This window comes from Alcaligenes faecalis, assembly GCF_005311025.1.
Classification (GTDB): Bacteria; Pseudomonadota; Gammaproteobacteria; order Burkholderiales; family Burkholderiaceae_B; genus Alcaligenes; species Alcaligenes phenolicus.
The window spans coordinates 75,087-91,267 of sequence record NZ_CP031747.1 but is presented as its reverse complement, the minus strand read 5'-3'; the positions used below and the strand labels follow the sequence as shown (position 1 = coordinate 91,267).

Here is a 16,181-nt window from a genome sequence, read left to right as displayed (position 1 = left end):
CATTAGTAGTATTTCTGTACTTACTAATACCGTCTCTACACTCTGCACTGCTACATCGGGGCCCATAGCCTTTCTTTCCCCGGTCTGGCCTGCTTTCATTTTGTTGACTCCATGAACGACGCCGTTTACTCCACTCGGCAGGCTGCTGATTTACTAGGTGTGTCTGTACGCACCGTACAACTTTGGGTAGAAGCCGGGACCCTGAAAGCCTGGAAAACCCAAGGCGGGCACCGACGCATCGACCGCGATTCCGTACAAGCCATCTTGCAAGAGCGCCGTGGGCAAACCAGCCCCCCGACGCCTGATGCTCCGATCACTCCCAGCCTACCTGTTTGCAGCGGTGAACCCTGCCTGCGCGTACTGGTCGTTGAAGACGACCTGGATTTGCTGGCGATTTACCGCATGGCCATGGAACATCTGCCCTTCCCGGTCGAATTGCGCTGCGAACAAGATGGCCTGAAAGGTCTGATTGCTGCCGGCAATTTCTACCCTGATGTGCTGATCGTGGACCTGAACCTGCCCAAACTGGATGGTTTTGCCATGCTCAAGGCGCTGGCCGATGCCCCTGAAACCGAACATACCCAGATTTATGTGATTTCTGCATTGAGCGCCGCCGATATTCACGCGCGTGGCGGTCTGCCCGGCAAAGCAACAGCCCTGGCCAAGCCCATTCCCATTGCCCTGCTCCTGCAGCTGCTCAGCGAAGCCTTCCACGCCCAATACCTGCCCTCCTGAGCACGTCCTCTTCCCTTTATCAGCCAGGATCAATTTTTTCAATTTCGATCTTTTTGTGACAAAAACTTTCATTTGATTATCATTTTTTTATTTTTAGACATAAAAAACGAATCAAATGATACTATTCACGAAAATTCACAACAAGAAATTGATCCGTTTATCTCGAGTCTTTTGCTGATACAAAAATACAAAGGGAAAGGCTATGCGCAAGAACCTACCAATTACCGGCATCGAAACCGAGCTGCTGGACGAGCAATATCTCATTTCCAAAACTGACCTGGCCGGCCGCATCATTTATGCGAACCCGGCCTTTGTCGAGGTGAGCGGGTTTAGTCGGGGAGAATTGATTGGCGAGCCGCACAATATCGTGCGTCACCCCGATATGCCATCCGAAGTTTTTGCAGATTTGTGGCATACCTTAAAACAGGGCCGTTCGTGGGTGGGGGTGGTAAAGAATCGCCGTAAAGACGGCGGTTTTTATTGGGTTCTGGCCCATGCCAGTCCCATTATTGAACAAGGGGAATTAACCGGCTTTGCGTCGGTTCGTGTGCGCGCAAAACCTCAGGATATTCAAGCAGCTGAACAGTTTTATCAGGAATTGCGCGAAGGTCGAAATCGTTCCCGAACGATACGCGCTGGCCAAATTACGGCTCGCAGCTGGCGTCGCCCTTTTGCCGGCCTTCGTTTCCTGGCTGGTCCCAGTTTGCTGGCCGCCTTTTTACGAAAAGGCCTGTTGAATCTGGGTATTACCGGCGGGATTATTGCCATGATCCTGAATACGGAAATGCCACAGCAAAGCATGATCCTCCTGGCCAGTTCTCTGGGGGTGGGAACATTGATGATTTTGGGCTATCAGGCCGTGCTGATGCGACGGGTTTTGGGATCGTTTAAAACGGCCACGCACATCGCCCAACAAATTGCCGCAGGCAACCTGACAGTCAACACACGCGGACCCGCTGTGAAGAAGCTGGAAACGCTGGGCCAGAATCTGGATCTGATGCGTAAGAGCCTGATGAGCATTAGTACCGACGTGGACCATAGCTGCAGCAACAATCAAATGGTGTCACGCAAGCTCTCGGATAACAGCGCCTTGCTGGAAGCACGCACTCAAGAGCAAGCGGCCTCCATGCAGCAGACCACTGCCAGTATGAGCTCCTTTGGGCAAGCCGTTCTACAGACCGCGGAAAACGCCAAGGCCAGCCACGAACTGGCTAGCCGCAGCGCGGATATCGCGGGTCGCGGGAACGAAGCGGTTCAGAAAGTCAGCTCATCCATGCAGCAGATTCTGGAAAGCTCGCAGCATATCGGCAATATCGTGTCGATGATCAATAACATCGCCTTTCAAACCAATATCCTGTCGATCAACGCCTCAATTGAATCGGCCCGCGCCGGAGAGGCCGGTAAAGGCTTTGCGGTGGTTGCCTCTGCCGTGCGTTCGCTGGCTCAGCAAGCGGCTCAAGCGGCCGATGAAATCAAGCAACTGGTCACCGAAACCCAAACCCTCAGTGCTGAAGGTGCCACCCACGCCGCCCATGCGGGGCAGACCATGCAGGAAATCCTGACATCCGTGTCTGAGGTTGCGGGTTTGATGGGTGAGATTTCTGCTGCCACCAGCGAGCAGAGCATCGGTTTGGGCCAGTTGACCCAGGCCTTGAAACAGGTGGACCAAATCACCAGCGACAATGCCGCTCTGGTCCATGACTTGAGTGAAACAGCGCAGGAACTGAACCAGAATGGGGCCGAACTGCAAGAGGCTATCAGTGTCCTGAATCACGGAGAAAGTGCGCATACTCATCCACCCACTCGCTCTGCTGCCCCCTTGATCCTGGCCCCGGTTGTGAAAATGGACGCCGCTCGTCGCAAACCAGCCCACCCAGGCCGACTACGACAATTGGCATCCAGTACCTGAGTTCGCTAAAAGCCCAGGCTTTCAGCCCCTCCCAACAAGGCCAGCACGCCCAGCACAGCAAAGATACAGGCAGCAATCCGGTGTACCAACTGAGTCGGCAAACGGCGGGCAATGCGCTCGCCAAACAAAACGGCAGGTGCGTTGGCCAACATCATGCCCAAGGTCGTGCCTAGCACCACCAAACCGAACTCTTGATATTTAGCAGCCAAAGCGACCGTCGCAATCTGTGTCTTGTCGCCCATCTCGGCCAGGAAGAATGTCACCAGCGTGGTGCCAAAAACACCAAAACGCGTACGGGTGGCTTCGGCATCATCGATCTTGTCAGGAATCAGAATCCATATGGCCATGGCCAGAAAGGAAATACCCAGCACCCAACGCAGCACTTCCGGATCCAGCAAAGCGGGAACCCAAGCACCAATGGCGCCAGCCAGACCGTGATTAACTAAGGTTGCTATGAAAATAGCGAGAATGATGGGCCAAGGGCGTTTGTAGCGGGCTGCAAGAATAAAAGCCAACAATTGGGTTTTGTCCCCAATTTCTGCCAAGGCAACCACACCCGTGGAGATAAACAACGCTTCCATAACAACTCCTGGCCGGATAAAAGACAAATGACCACAAACCCTCCCGGCCAAACGCGAAGGTCCATGGTCAAAAGTCTTGCCAGGCTAAGTTGCTATCAGCGCCATGACCCTGTGTAGGTCAAGTATGTTGACGCTGATCTTCGGTAAACCGAAGCGGCTACTCCCTAATGACGAAGCGCATCGTAGCCCAGATTAAGACACCTGTCCAATCGGGGCTTTTCAACGCACAAGAAGTACACTTGCTTATTTTCACGCTTTCACCAGACGCATGACTGCCCAAAACCCAGCATCGGCTCAGCCCAACACCTACCAGCGCTATGTGCTGCTGTATCTGTTATTCATGATTTTGCTGTGGACCGTTTTGATGGCAATTAGCCATAAAGCCCCCGATCTGGACGGCATGGAAGAACTGGTCTGGTCGGCCAGTTTCGAGCTGGGCTATTTGAAGCATCCGCCCTTCCCAGCGTGGGTGATGGCCGCCTTGACCAGCGTAGTCGGACGCCCGGCATGGCTGACCTTTGCCGCGGGCATGACAGCTTCGGTGCTGGGGCTATGGTTTATCTGGAAACTGGCCTGCGAATTTCTGAATCCCGAACGCGCCTTCATGGTCTTGCTGATCAGTTCTGTCAGTATTTACTTTTCCTTGCGCAGCACCATTTTTAATCACAACACGGCACAACTGTGGTCCGTAACCGCCGCGACCTGGTTTTTCTATCGCGCCAGCCGCGACCAGAAACCGGCAGACTGGTTATGGCTGGGCGCCGTCGCTGCGCTGTCTACGGTCACCAAATACAGTGCCGTGATTCTGTTCACCGCCTTCTTTTTGTATTTCCTGCGCAGCGGTATGTGGCGTCAGCGGCAGACCTGGATAGGGCTGGGCTTGGCCCTGCTTGCCTATGTGCTGGTCTTGTCGCCCCATCTGTACTGGCTGGTGAAGCACGACTTCGCCCCCTTCCGCTATATGGACGGCTCGCTGGAAACACATACCCGCTGGGAGGCCTACAAGGAACTGCTGGCGTTTAGCCTGGACCAGCTGGGGAGACTAAGCCCCATGGTTGTGGCCATGATTGCGCTGGGTATCTGGAATCGTCGCGACAGGAAAAAGCTGGCCCCATCCGACGCGGCCTTGCAAAACAAGCAACGCTACGCCGATGATATTTCCCGCAGCGACAAGCAATTCCTGCTGTGGGTGGGCCTGACTCCGATCGTCAGCACCGTCTTGATTTCAGCCATGATGGGCACCCGTCTGGTCGCTTCCTGGGCCACCACTTTCTTTGTTTTGTATGGCTTTTTTGCTCTTTGGCTCATGCACGGCAAGGACAAGATCCAGCTGCGGCGCGTGGCTATTATTGTGATCGTGTTGCAGATATTGCTGGCATCGGGCTACGCCTTGGCTCGTGGCCCATTGGCCTGGCATAAAGGTAGGGACTCTCGCTCCACCTTCCCCGGCCCGGAAGTGTCTGCCCAAATGCAAGCCATCTGGAACGAACACATGCCCGGCATCCCACTTAAAGTCGTAGTAGCCGATACCTGGCTAGGCGGCAATATTGCCGTTCATGCCGGCCAGGATGTGATGGTCTTTATTGATGCTGACCCGGCTGCTTCACCTTGGCTGACACTCCCGCAGGATATGGAATGCGGCGCTCTGATTGTGTACAGCATCCAGACCCGTGGGAAACCTCCCGCATCCTTGCTCCAGCTGTACGAGCAAGCCCCTATCAAGGGGCAGGCCGAGCAGCGCTGGTCTTCCGAACGCAGTCCCATGATTGATCTGAACTGGGCCATTCTGCCCGCACAAAGCAGCTGCCCCTTTACAGCCACTGCCCGCTGAATCACTTAAATTTTAGGGTGATGCACCGGCAGTTGCTCACCCAGATAATCCAGAAAATGTCGTACCGCCGGGGCCATGCCTCGGCGGGAAGCAAACACAGCGTGAATAATCCCCGGCAAGGGTGCCCACTGTGGCAATACCTGCACCAGGCGTCCGGCTTTCAAGGCCTCGCAACACATATAGTCGGGCAAGATACCCACACCTATGCCCTGCTCCACCCCTTCACGCAACGTCAGCAAATCCGAGGCCATATAGCGCGGCCTGTGCGTTACCGTCAGGCTGGCGCCCTCGGGACCATACAGCTCCCATTCGTTTTGACCTTGTCGGGCCGACATGGCCACCGTGGGCAATTTCACCAAATCAGCCGGGCCGCGCACCGGATCAAAACGCGCCAGCAGTTCAGGCTGAGCAACCAGAATTGCCCCTGTTTCACCCAGGCGCTTGACGATATAGCTCGCACTATCACTTAAGGTGCTGCGCACTCGCAAAGCCACATCAATCCCGTCCGCCACCGGATCAACCACCCGGTTGCTGACTTCCACCTCCAGCTCAACCTGAGGGTAGCGAATCAGAAACTGTGCAAACACGGTCGACAAGACCGTATGGGCCAAGGTGACCGGGCAACTGATACGCAAGAGACCGCGTGGTTCTTGCTGCACTTGAGCCACCGCAGAATACGCAGCTTCGGCCTCGTCACGCATGGCCTGGCAATGGCGCAGGAACACCTCTCCAGCAGGGGTCAGAGACAGGCTGCGCGTGGTGCGTTGCAGCAGGCGCACACCGACTTCAGCCTCAAGACGGCTAAGACGTCGCGATACTCGCGATGGCGGCATGCCCAAGTGTCGGGCAGCAGCACTAAAGCCGCCACGCTGTACCACTTCGGTAAACAGCACCATGTCATTTAAGTCATACATACAGGGAAGTTTTCCAGGATTACAGACAAAAGTAGAATAATCTTTCTCAGAAAAACCGGCTTATCAAAGGTATGGGCATCAAACATAATGACACCATTCCTTCATCGCTTTGGACACCAAACATCATGAAACTGCTACACGTAGACTCCAGTATCACCGGCGCCAACTCCGTTTCCCGCGAACTTTCGCAATTTGTGGTTGATCAGCTGCGCCAGCAAAATGAGCAAGTCCAAGTGGAGCATGTAGATCTGGCCCTGAACCCGCCACCTCACTTTTCGGCTGACTCCCTGGGCATGCGTCTGGGTCTGGACCCAGCTACCCTGAGCGAGCGTCAGCGCGCCGAGAACGCCATCACCGAACAATACCTGAGCCAGTTCCTGGCCTCCGATGTGGTGGTGATTGGCGCCCCCTTCTACAACTTCACCATTCCTAGCCAACTGAAAGCCTGGATGGACCGTCTGGCTCAAGCTGGCCGCACTTTCCGCTACACCAGCAATGGCCCGGAAGGTCTGGCTGGCGACAAAACGGTTTACCTGGTTCTGAGCCGTGGTGGCATCTACTCCGAATCGGAGCAAGGCCAGGCCATGGAACATCAGGAAAGCTACCTGCGTGTGATGTTCGGCTTCATGGGTGTAACGGACCTGCGTATTGTGTACGCCGAAGGTCTGGGCAAAACCCCAGAGCTGCGTGATCAGATTGTAGAGAACGCCAAGGCCAGTGTCAGCGCCTTGCTGGAAAAGAGCCCTGCCTAAGACCGGGAAGGCCTGGTTCGACCAGGCCTTGGCTGTTTAGTTCTGCACAAGCAGCCACCCGCCCCTTCAGCGCTCAAGCCTGAGCAAGCAAAGATAAAGCCGGATCCCAATCCCTGCGTGGACATCGGATCCGGCTTTCTCTTTTGCATTGCCTGCCAGCAGGTAGCACATCCTGATCGCGCTGAATCTCCACCAGAGAAAAACACAAAGGGCCAATTGATGGCCCTTTGTGTTGATACCGCGATAAGCAGGAACGAAATCGGAGCAGAATCAATTTCTGCCCGCGCGCCCCTTTTTATTCGTCTGTTTCCAGCCAGTGGCCCAAGCGCAGACGCTTGGTGTTCAGGTAAGCCTCGTTAAAGGGATTACCTTCAATTTGATGCGGCACACGCTCCACCACATCAATGCCAATTTCCTGCAGGGTTTTTACCTTGCGCGGATTATTGGTCATCAGACGCAGCTTCTGGATACCGACGTGCTCGAGCATATCCTTGCAAATATCATAGCGACGCATATCCGCAGGAAACCCCAGCTTCTCGTTGGCTTCCACCGTATCCGCACCCTGATCTTGCAGGTTGTAGGCACGGATCTTGTTCACCAGACCAATACCCCGCCCTTCCTGGCGCAAATACATCAAGGCACCACGGCCTGCCGTAGCAATACGCTCCAGCGCCAATTGCAGCTGAGGGCCGCAATCGCAGCGCAGGCTGAACAAGGCATCGCCCGTCAGACACTCGGAGTGGACACGGGCCAGGACAGGCTCGCCGTCGGCCACATCCCCCAGGGTCAGCAAGACGTGTTCTTTTTGATTGCTGCGCTCTATAAATACATGGATTTGGAATACGGCCCAGGGGGTAGGCAAACGGCTGGAGCTGACGTAGTCCAATAAAGCGCCGGGTTTGGCCTGCTGGGCAGCCAGCGTGGAGTCCGATTCTGATGCCAGTGCGGCATCCGGGATGGATTGCATAATGAGTCTCTGCTGCAACGAAGAAATGCGGCTTGGCCCCATCCGGGGCAACCTAGCAATGATAGCCCAATTCACTCCATTTCTTTAAGCCTGAGGCAAGATGCTTTTCAGGACTAATTTCGCCAGTCCCCCTATGACACAGACATGAAACATTCACCTTATGTGCCTATCCTTATAGCGAAAAGTTCTGCGATCCGGTATTCTACGCAACAAGAAAATACATAAAATGTTATGAAACTTACAAATACAGATGATCTATGGCGCTTTGTGTTTTTCACTGAGCCTTGATCATCCTCTTACTTGATTGATCATGCCCGCCACTAAGGTCGTTATTCGTTATGTTGTGATTGGGCTCGGCTTGGCCCTGCAACCGTTTGTCGCCCATAGTGCGGCAAGCCAGACCTGGCCCCAGCCTCCTTCTCAATTAAGTCTGGACAGCCCCTACGGCACCTTGCAAGTGAGCCAAAGCGATTATGTCTATGAGGCACAACTGCAACTGGACTCGCAAATCATCGCGCCCGAACTCAAGGGCTTGATCAATATTCCCTACGCCTTCAGACAATCCAACAACCAGACAGCGTTGATTTCGGTGGACAACGGCCTGGGGGGTTGCTCGATTTATTATCACTGGGTCACAGTGTCATCCAAGGGCTATACCGTCTCGCCAGCGTTTGGGTCTTGCAGCGCACAAATTCGAGTACGCCACCAGGGCCAAACCCTGATCATGGAAACCCCCAGCCTGGATAATCCCACCCTGATCGACGAGTACCGTTACGACGGTCGCAAGATCAGTTTGCGCAAGCGCAAACACCGCGCTCAATAAGAGAAGGAACCCGCGGCGGAAAACGGACTCCAAGACAACACTGACTATAATCAGATGTCTTAGTCTCTCCGGATTTTCCCTATGCACGCCTCCTCGACTCGCCCTTTACTCATCTGGGATCTACCCACCCGCCTGTTCCACTGGCTGCTCGTGATCAGCATCGTGGGCTGTTTTGTGACGATCAAGGTTGGCGGTTTGTGGATGGACTGGCACGTACGCTTTGGCTTGCTGGCCCTGGGGCTGCTGGCATTTCGTCTGGTCTGGGGCCTGATTGGTGGTTACTACTCCCGCTTTAGCCACTTCCTGCCCAACCCTGTGCGCAGCCTGCGCTACTTGCGTGACAAGCCCGCGGTTTACCCCGGCCACAACCCCATCGGTGCCTGGTCCGTCTGGATCATGTTGATTGTGTTCGGTTTTCAAGCGGTCTCGGGCCTGTTTGCCAATGACGACATCTTCACGACTGGCCCTTTGGCCTATCTGAGCAGCGACTGGTCCAAAACCCTGACCGGCCTGCACAAAGCCAATGAATGGATCATGCTGGCCATTATTGCCTTGCATATCCTGGCTATTTTCCTGTATCGCGTGTTGCGTGGTCAGAAATTAACCAGCGTCATGGTCAAGGGCAGCATGCCGGTTCCCGCCGATGCCAGCCTGCCTGCCAGCAAAGACAGCTGGAAAACCCGTTTTCTCGCTCTGATCATTGTGGCGCTGATTGCCTGGGGTGTGTACTGGATGACAGGTCTGGCACCCGTAGGCGGTGGCATGGACGACTTTATGTAAGCCCGACTTATCCCCAGAAGCTGTGAATAAACCTGGGGATAATGCGGGGACTGTTTGGGCTGAGCCGCATTTTTACTAGCCGTCTTTTAAACTGGACGGTGACTAGCCGCTTGAGCACTTCCTGCGCAGAAAGCGACGGCCTCAAGATACTTCTTAGCGCCGTCGCCAAAATCCCCACAAAACCAGAACCAGACCCAGCACAGCGGCTAATAAACCCGCCCAGCTGAAAATAGTCAGACCCAGCCATGCGGGACCGCGCGTAACCAGCACCGGACCCAAAATCAATACAAAAGCCGCCGTCACAATCGCAATGGCCAGACGGGTGGCCGCCTTTTCCAGCGACGAGGCCAGACGCGGCATTCCCTCGATTTGAATACGCGCGGAGATCTTTCCTTGCCGCACCCTATGCATCAACAGACGCAGCAATTGGGGCGCATCCATGGCCAACTGCCGGGACTCCAGCAAACTGCGTTGCAGGTCCGCATAAACACGACGTGGCGAGTACTGCTTGCGCATCAAGCCCATAATCACGGGCTGCGCGACTTCGACCACATCAAACTGCGGGTCCAGACGCTTCAGCACACCGTCCGCCGTGATAAAAGCCTTGAACAGCAAGGCCAGATCCGGCGGCAGAATTAAATGGTTCTCGCGCGCCAGAGCCATGAAGTCCAGCAAGGCAGCCGAGATGGACAACAGCCCACTGCTTTGTCGGGCTACATAACGCTGGGCACTTTCTTCCAGACGGCTCCAATCAAAGTCCTCTGCCCCGGACCAGTCCAGCAAGGTCGTTGCCACCCCATCTGCCTGTCCATCCACAATCGCCCGTAGCAACACCAGCAATTGCTGGCGGCGACGTTCCGTCAAATGGCCCACCAAGCCGAAATCAATAAAGGCAACCTTATTGCCCGGCAAGGCCATCATATTGCCGGGGTGCGGATCAGCATGAAACAGCCCGTCCTCCAGCACCATATGCAGGAACGCCAAGGCACCTCGGCGGGCCAATAAAGGACGATCCGCCTCAATAGCTTGCAACTGTGCCTCTTGAATGGGCGAGACCCCGGGGACAAACTCCTGCACCATGACGGTCGCGCTGGTCCACTCCATATAGACACGCGGAACCACAATGTCCTTGAAAGGCTGCATGTTCTCGCGCACCGCCAAGGTATTGGCCGCTTCGCGGGTGAAGTCCAGCTCATCGGCAATGGCTTCAGCCAGGGCACGCACGATATCGTAGGGGCGATACTCGGGCAGCAGGCCTTGTTGCTGGACCAGGCGGGCAATCTGTTTCAACAAACGCAAGTCAGCCTGAATCAGTGGCTCCAGACCAGGGCGCTGCACCTTCACCACGACTTCGGTGCCATCCCGCAAACAGGCGCGATACACCTGTGCCATGGAGGCCGAGGCCAGCACCTGGGTGTCAAAGCGCGCAAAGGCTTGCTCAACCGTTTGCCCCAAAGCCTGCTCCAGCTCGGGTCTGATCGTTTCCCAAGGCACCGGCGCGGCATGACCTTGCAGCTTCTCCAGCTCCTGCGTCCACTCCAACGACAGCAAATCATTACGTGTAGCCAGAATCTGACCCAGCTTGATAAAGGTCGGACCCAGCTCTTCCAGCGCACGTCGCAAACGTTCAGGTGCCGAGCGCTCGGGCATTTCGGCCGCCACCGGGGTCTTGTTACCGGGCAGGAGGTCCGACAAGCCCAGGCGATGCATCACATCCCCAATCCCGTATCGAGCTATGACCGCTCCAATGGCACGGACTCGTGCATGGTCGCGCAAGGCCAACAAGGTTCCTCCCAACATACTCGCTCTCCAGTAGGGTACGCTCTGAGAAAAGTAGCATACCGCAGTGTCCCGGTGACTTACTTATCCACTTATCCACATTTTCAGTGGGCAAGCTCGGGGATAGCCTTTGGACAAGTCACATTAAGCCAAGCAATTCAATGACTTGTCATGGTGGGGTAATTAACGCCCCCTACCCGTTTTCCGATGACAAGAATCGAAAATGCCCCTGCTCTATCCACGGAAATCAGAGTACATTGACGTTTTCCAATTCAAGGAGAGCGTGATGCGTCTGGATAAGTCTCGCTCCAGCCGTAATGTCGAGGACCGCCGTGCCAATGGGCCACGATTGAGCGGCGGCAAGATCGGCCTGGGGACAATCGTGCTGGCCCTGGTGGCCATGTACTTTGGGGTGGATCCCAGTGTGGTGCTGAACCTGGCCGACGGCCCTACCAGCGCCCCTCAGTCTCAACCCGTTGCAGCCTCGGATGCACAGGGCCAAACCATTGCCAAGATCCTGGGCGAAACCGAGGATGTCTGGCGTGATGTTTTTGCCAAGCAAACCAATGGCAGCTACCGCGATCCCGTGCTGGTGCTGTACCGGGGCGCTACCCCGACCGCCTGCGGGGCGGGTCAATCTGCCATGGGGCCGTTTTACTGCCCTGCCGATCAAAAGCTTTATATAGACTTGGGCTTTTTCACCGAGATGGAGCAAAAGATGGGCGTCAAGGGCGACTTTGCCCCTGCCTATGTGATTGCGCATGAAGTGGGCCACCACGTTCAGAACCAGTTAGGCATGATGCGTCGTGTCGATGAGGCCCGTCGCAGCGGCTCCGCCTCCCAGGCTCGTCAAGCCTCCGTACGCCTGGAGCTTCAGGCTGATTGCTATGCCGGTATTTGGGCAAACCACGCTGACGCGCAACGCCAGATTCTGGAACCAGGCGATATTCGCTCGGCCCTGGATGCCGCTCAAGCCGTAGGCGATGACACCTTGCAAAAGCAATCGCAAGGCTATGTAGTCCCCGATTCCTTTACCCACGGCAGCTCGCAACAACGCATGGCCTGGTTCATGGAAGGCTATAAAACCGGACAGCTGAAAATGTGCGACACCTTCACCCGTCCTGACCCGGTCTCCTGATAAACGTAAAATTATGTAACCTCGTCTTGCGCTAGATAATTTCCGTTCTATAATCTTTTTCTTCGCAGGAAACGGGGGTCGTTAGCTCAGTTGGTAGAGCACTGGACTCTTAATCCATTGGTCGACAGTTCGAGTCTGTCACGACCCACCACATGTCCTGCTGCTTACGGTACACCATGCCGTAACATCGTAAATCAGCCCGCTACTGCAGCGGGCTTTTTTGCGTCTGAACACTATCCCTGAGAAGCTCAAGGGCCCTGCCAATTTTTGAGTGGCAGGGCTTGGGTGACAATACTGCACACGATCAATAGTCGTGGCACCCCTTCTGTAATTCGGTCATGAAGCGGCCCGCATGAAACCCGTCACACACAGCATGATGCAACTGAATGGCCACGGGAATATAAACCTTGCCGTCCCGTTCAAAGTATTTGCCTAGCGTGACAATAGGGGTGAACAAATTATGCAGGCTCGCGAACTGCATACTGAAGCTGGTGAAGGAAACCCACGGCAAGGCGGAAATATAGAATACGTTTTCAGGCGTATCGGATCGTGGAAAGTAACGAGTGTCCTCGCCGTACTTTTCCAGATCCCGCTCATACTCGGCCAGAAAGTCCTCTTTCTTCTCGTGGTACGCACTCCAAATAGATGAAAAACTTTCTTGCTGCACGTGCGGGATGGTGTAGCTGGGGTTGAGTCGATCGTAGACAATCAGCTCATCGTCCTTCATGGCCATACGAAACTCGGGATAGCGATTAAGGACAGCAGCTACCTCATGGATCATTGCCGGGTAAAACTTGCAGCGCCTGACCTTCACCCAGTTCAGAAACCCGGTAATTTCAATTTCAACCGTAATACTGAACGCATTTTGAGCATACGTTTTAAAGACTTCAAAATGCTCACGCCGCCCCCAACTCTCAAGATCGAACTTCTGGTAGCTTGCCATCATCTTTTCCTGAATCTCCATACTGTCCATCCAGGCAAGTGTATAGAAAAACACGGTAAGCAGTGCCACTCTGTGTTCTTCAAAACCTTGCCTTAAACAGAGGCCGGACCGCTCACAGGACCTCCTGCCTTTGCCTGAATCTGCGACAGCGTGCGGGAAGGATCCACCAAGATGAAACCCAACACGGCTCCCATTAGTAAAAGCACGGCCGTCAAGGCAAAGCCCTGGTGAAAACCGGCAAGACCGGGCTCGGCCTGAATCAGCCTTCCCATCACAATGGGCGCAACCAGGCCCGCTGTTGTGGACAATGAATTGGTGATGGCCAGTGTGGAACCCCGCTTTTCAATCGGGCTGATTTGCGCTGAGATTGCCGAACAGAGCACAAAACCGACCTGGGGAAAACTCAAGCCCAAGGCGATCAGCACAATCCCCGCAGTCGGACCCAGCTTCAAGTAAGCGGCCGCCAGCAGGCACAAGGCCCCTGCCAACAAGAAACCGACCGTGACCAGACTGCGTGCCACTCGGGACGAATACCCTTGACGCAAGAAGCGGTTGGACAGGTAAGAGCCGCCCGACACAATCGGGATTGCCACAAAAATACACAGGGAAAATAGCCATCCAGCCGTGTCCGACGAGAAGTTCAGACCGCGTTGCAAATAAGCGGGCAACCAGGTAAAGACCAGTGCAGCACACCAGTACGCTACCCAGTACATCAGCAGGTTGCCGATGAAACTACGATTCAAAAGCACATCACGGTACGAACAGCGAGACTGCAGCTTGCTCTTGCCAACGGCGGGCGTCGGATTCGCACTGATGGGACCATCCTTGCCCAGTAAGGCCCATACCACCAGCCACATCAGCCCCGCTGCCGCTGTCACCCAAAACACCGAGCGCCAGCCGTGGCTGATGGTCAAATACCCCACCAGGGGGCCGGCCAACAGCATGCCCACTTGCCCACCCTGCATCACAATGGCCGTAGGCCAGGTACGCTCCTGATCCGGAAACCACTTGTAGCACGCGTGCAAGGCCAGGGGGTAGGCAGGGCCTTCCCCCACGCCCAGCAAAATGCGACAAGCCATTAAGGCAATAATCGTGCTGGCTCCCATAGCGATCGGAACCTGGGCTACAGACCAGATAATGACCAGCCCCACCAGCAGCAAACGCGAGGACACCGTATTGGACACAAAACCCACCACAATGCCCGAGATCGCAAACAGGAAGAAAAAGCTGCCTGCAATGGTGCCAAACTGCTGTGGCCCGATGGCCAGCTCCTCCATCAACGGCACGGCGACCAGACCAAATATCGCCTTATCGGCAAAGTTGATCACCATGAACAAAAACAACAAGAACACCACGACGTAGCGCTGTCCTGGGAAATACTTTTTCTGGTTTTCCATGTCTCCCCCCAACTTGTCAAAAGTACAGCGATACGATCAATAAGGGCGGTCACCAATAATGGTGGCTCGGGCCATTTTGCGGGGCAAAGGAAAATAGTCCTGAACGGCATAATGCTGGGTGGCCCGGTTGTCCCAAAACGCAATGGTGTGAGGCTGCCATTTCAAGCGCACCTGATACTCCGGGTGACGGGCCTGATCCACCAAATACTGCAGCAGGAAATGAGCGCCGCTTTGCAGCTCGGGCATGCCACGGAAAAAGCCGGTTTCGATGTAATTGGCCAGATGGGTAGTCCAGCTGCTGACATACAAAATCCGCTGGCCAGTTTCTGGATGAGTGCGCACTACAGGGTGAGTCTGCGCTGGAAAACGATCTCGCAACGCAGCTCTGTCTTCCTCGGGGATACGGTCTATGAAACCGGGCAATAAATCGTGTACGGCTTCCAGCTCGTGCAAAATATCTTTGATGTGAGGCGGCAAGTTCTCATAGGCCAGTGCCATATTGCACCAGATCGTATCGCCCCCGGCGGGTGGACATTCAATGCAACGCAGAATGGAACCCATGGAAGGTTCGGCCCGCCAGCTGACATCGCTATGGTAGATATTCTCACGCCCCGGCTGCGTGTTATTGCCCCCCAGCAGCACCAGCTCGGGATAGTCCGGATCGTGTGGAAAAACCGGATGCACTTCCAGCTCACCAAAGCAACGGGCAAATGCAACATGCTGTGCCGCATTCAAAGGCTGGTCGCGAAACACCAGCAATTGATGCTTCAACAACAAGGCGCGCAGCTCCTGTACCTGCGTATCCTCCAGGGCCTGAGTCAAATCGACACCCGCTACCTCGACACCGATAGCGGGCGACATGATTGTGGTTTCCAAGCGGCTGGCTGCGATTGGGCTGTCTACGACCTGCGTCATGATCCTCTCCTGAATATTGTTTCGTTTCAAACGAAACAATATTAGCGTGAGAAATATCCAGCACAACTCGGTGATTACCCTTGAGACTTCAAATATGTGCGTCGCCGCTGAAATCGCTGCCAAAGCGCTGGACCATACGGTTCTCCAGGCGCGTCATCATCTCTTTAAAGGAGCTGAGCTCTTCCTGGCTAAGCACGGACGTCAGCTCCTGCTCCAGGCCCAGAGCGATGGGCACAATGCGATCGTGCACTTGCTGGCCCTGCTCGGTCAGACACAGCAGATTGCTGCGCATATCGTTTTCATTGTCGCGACGAGCAATTAACTGAGCGGCTGTCAGGCGAGAAACGGCACGGCTGACCTTGGCCTTGTCCATGCTGGTGCGCTCGGTCAAACTGCCCGAGGTCAGGGTGCCATAGCGTCCCAGGGTCGCAATGATGCGCCACTCTGGAATGGACAAACCAAATTGCTGTGCATGCTGACGCGCAAAGGTCACCGCAATATGCGAGGCCAATATCGTGACTTGATAAGGGAGAAAATTCTCCAGGTCCAGGGTGGTTTTTTCCAACTCGCTTCCCAAGGCGCTAGTCCGCTTTCTGTAAGGAGTTTGATCATAGCATCGCCAGGCAATGGCTTCGCCGATTGGCTACCCACCTTCTTTTCGATGCAACAAGAAAAAACAAGAGCGGCCTGCCCTGCAGTCATAGTTGTTTACTTTAG

Annotated in this window: 15 protein-coding genes, 1 tRNA gene and 1 riboswitch; of the genes, 8 read left to right on the top strand and 8 right to left on the bottom strand. The window is 55.0% G+C overall.

Annotation, left to right across the window (positions count from 1 at the left end; translation table 11 throughout):
• Nucleotides 1–111 precede the first annotated feature (111 nt).
• Both D0C27_RS00445 and D0C27_RS00440 read left to right on the top strand, forming a co-directional pair.
• Nucleotides 112–735: a helix-turn-helix domain-containing protein gene (locus tag D0C27_RS00445; RefSeq protein WP_026483008.1), complete on the top strand. Its 624-nt coding sequence runs from the start codon at nt 112–114 to the stop codon at nt 733–735.
• Between the two features lie 202 nt (nt 736–937).
• On the top strand, nt 938–2,644 hold the full coding sequence (locus D0C27_RS00440) for a methyl-accepting chemotaxis protein (protein WP_137430184.1): 1,707 nt from the start codon (nt 938–940) through the stop codon (nt 2,642–2,644).
• A gap of 5 nt (nt 2,645–2,649) precedes the next feature.
• On the opposite strand, the gene D0C27_RS00435 is transcribed toward D0C27_RS00440, so the two are convergent.
• Nucleotides 2,650–3,225 carry a TMEM165/GDT1 family protein gene (locus D0C27_RS00435; RefSeq protein ID WP_009456260.1) on the bottom strand — a complete coding sequence of 192 codons (576 nt, stop codon included), beginning with the start codon at nt 3,223–3,225 and terminating at the stop codon, nt 2,650–2,652.
• A riboswitch (yybP-ykoY riboswitch) is annotated at nt 3,226–3,403 on the bottom strand. It abuts the gene before it with no gap.
• A 90-nt stretch (nt 3,404–3,493) separates the two neighbouring features.
• Between D0C27_RS00435 and D0C27_RS00430 the strand changes: the two genes are divergently transcribed.
• On the top strand, nt 3,494–5,056 hold the full coding sequence (locus D0C27_RS00430; protein WP_137430183.1) for a glycosyltransferase family 39 protein: 1,563 nt from the start codon (nt 3,494–3,496) through the stop codon (nt 5,054–5,056).
• A 5-nt stretch (nt 5,057–5,061) separates the two neighbouring features.
• On the opposite strand, the gene D0C27_RS00425 is transcribed toward D0C27_RS00430, so the two are convergent.
• Nucleotides 5,062–5,970, bottom strand: a complete 909-nt coding sequence (locus D0C27_RS00425; RefSeq protein ID WP_009456252.1) for a LysR substrate-binding domain-containing protein — start codon at nt 5,968–5,970, stop codon at nt 5,062–5,064.
• A 125-nt stretch (nt 5,971–6,095) separates the two neighbouring features.
• Here D0C27_RS00425 and D0C27_RS00420 point away from each other — a divergent pair, with 125 nt between their 5' ends.
• Complete coding sequence (locus D0C27_RS00420; RefSeq protein WP_026483011.1) at nt 6,096–6,722, top strand: FMN-dependent NADH-azoreductase; 627 nt, start codon at nt 6,096–6,098, stop codon at nt 6,720–6,722.
• Nucleotides 6,723–7,017: 295 nt separating this feature from the next.
• Here D0C27_RS00420 and ribA read toward each other — a convergent pair whose 3' ends face one another.
• Complete coding sequence (gene ribA / locus D0C27_RS00415; RefSeq protein ID WP_137430182.1) at nt 7,018–7,689, bottom strand: GTP cyclohydrolase II; 672 nt, start codon at nt 7,687–7,689, stop codon at nt 7,018–7,020.
• A gap of 310 nt (nt 7,690–7,999) precedes the next feature.
• Between ribA and D0C27_RS00410 the strand changes: the two genes are divergently transcribed.
• Both D0C27_RS00410 and D0C27_RS00405 read left to right on the top strand, forming a co-directional pair.
• Nucleotides 8,000–8,512 (top strand): hypothetical protein, encoded by a 513-nt coding sequence (locus D0C27_RS00410; RefSeq protein WP_035272627.1) that lies wholly within the window; start codon nt 8,000–8,002, stop codon nt 8,510–8,512.
• 81 nt (nt 8,513–8,593) lie between these two features.
• Nucleotides 8,594–9,292, top strand: coding sequence for a cytochrome b/b6 domain-containing protein (locus D0C27_RS00405; RefSeq protein ID WP_115633886.1), 699 nt, complete (start codon nt 8,594–8,596; stop codon nt 9,290–9,292).
• Nucleotides 9,293–9,445: 153 nt separating this feature from the next.
• Here the strand turns inward: D0C27_RS00405 and D0C27_RS00400 are convergent, their stop codons facing one another.
• On the bottom strand, nt 9,446–11,092 hold the full coding sequence (locus D0C27_RS00400; RefSeq protein ID WP_035272623.1) for an ABC1 kinase family protein: 1,647 nt from the start codon (nt 11,090–11,092) through the stop codon (nt 9,446–9,448).
• A 265-nt stretch (nt 11,093–11,357) separates the two neighbouring features.
• Here D0C27_RS00400 and ypfJ point away from each other — a divergent pair, with 265 nt between their 5' ends.
• Both ypfJ and D0C27_RS00390 read left to right on the top strand, forming a co-directional pair.
• Nucleotides 11,358–12,209: a KPN_02809 family neutral zinc metallopeptidase gene (gene ypfJ / locus D0C27_RS00395; protein ID WP_060186892.1), complete on the top strand. Its 852-nt coding sequence runs from the start codon at nt 11,358–11,360 to the stop codon at nt 12,207–12,209.
• 75 nt (nt 12,210–12,284) lie between these two features.
• Nucleotides 12,285–12,360, top strand: a tRNA-Lys gene (locus D0C27_RS00390).
• A 153-nt stretch (nt 12,361–12,513) separates the two neighbouring features.
• Here the strand turns inward: D0C27_RS00390 and D0C27_RS00385 are convergent.
• The 4 genes from D0C27_RS00385 to D0C27_RS00370 all read right to left on the bottom strand — a co-directional run bounded on the left by D0C27_RS00385 (nt 12,514) and on the right by D0C27_RS00370 (nt 16,029).
• Nucleotides 12,514–13,221: a CatA-like O-acetyltransferase gene (locus tag D0C27_RS00385; RefSeq protein ID WP_431188468.1), complete on the bottom strand. Its 708-nt coding sequence runs from the start codon at nt 13,219–13,221 to the stop codon at nt 12,514–12,516.
• Between the two features lie 23 nt (nt 13,222–13,244).
• A complete protein-coding gene (locus D0C27_RS00380) occupies nt 13,245–14,549 on the bottom strand; it encodes an MFS transporter (RefSeq protein WP_137430181.1) in 1,305 nt (434 codons plus the stop codon).
• Nucleotides 14,550–14,585: 36 nt separating this feature from the next.
• Complete coding sequence (locus D0C27_RS00375; protein ID WP_035272619.1) at nt 14,586–15,464, bottom strand: TauD/TfdA dioxygenase family protein; 879 nt, start codon at nt 15,462–15,464, stop codon at nt 14,586–14,588.
• Between the two features lie 88 nt (nt 15,465–15,552).
• The gene (locus D0C27_RS00370) at nt 15,553–16,029 is read right to left on the bottom strand and encodes a MarR family winged helix-turn-helix transcriptional regulator (RefSeq protein ID WP_009456231.1); all 477 of its coding nucleotides are present in this window, start codon (nt 16,027–16,029) and stop codon (nt 15,553–15,555) included.
• Between the last annotated feature and the right edge of the window lie 152 nt (nt 16,030–16,181).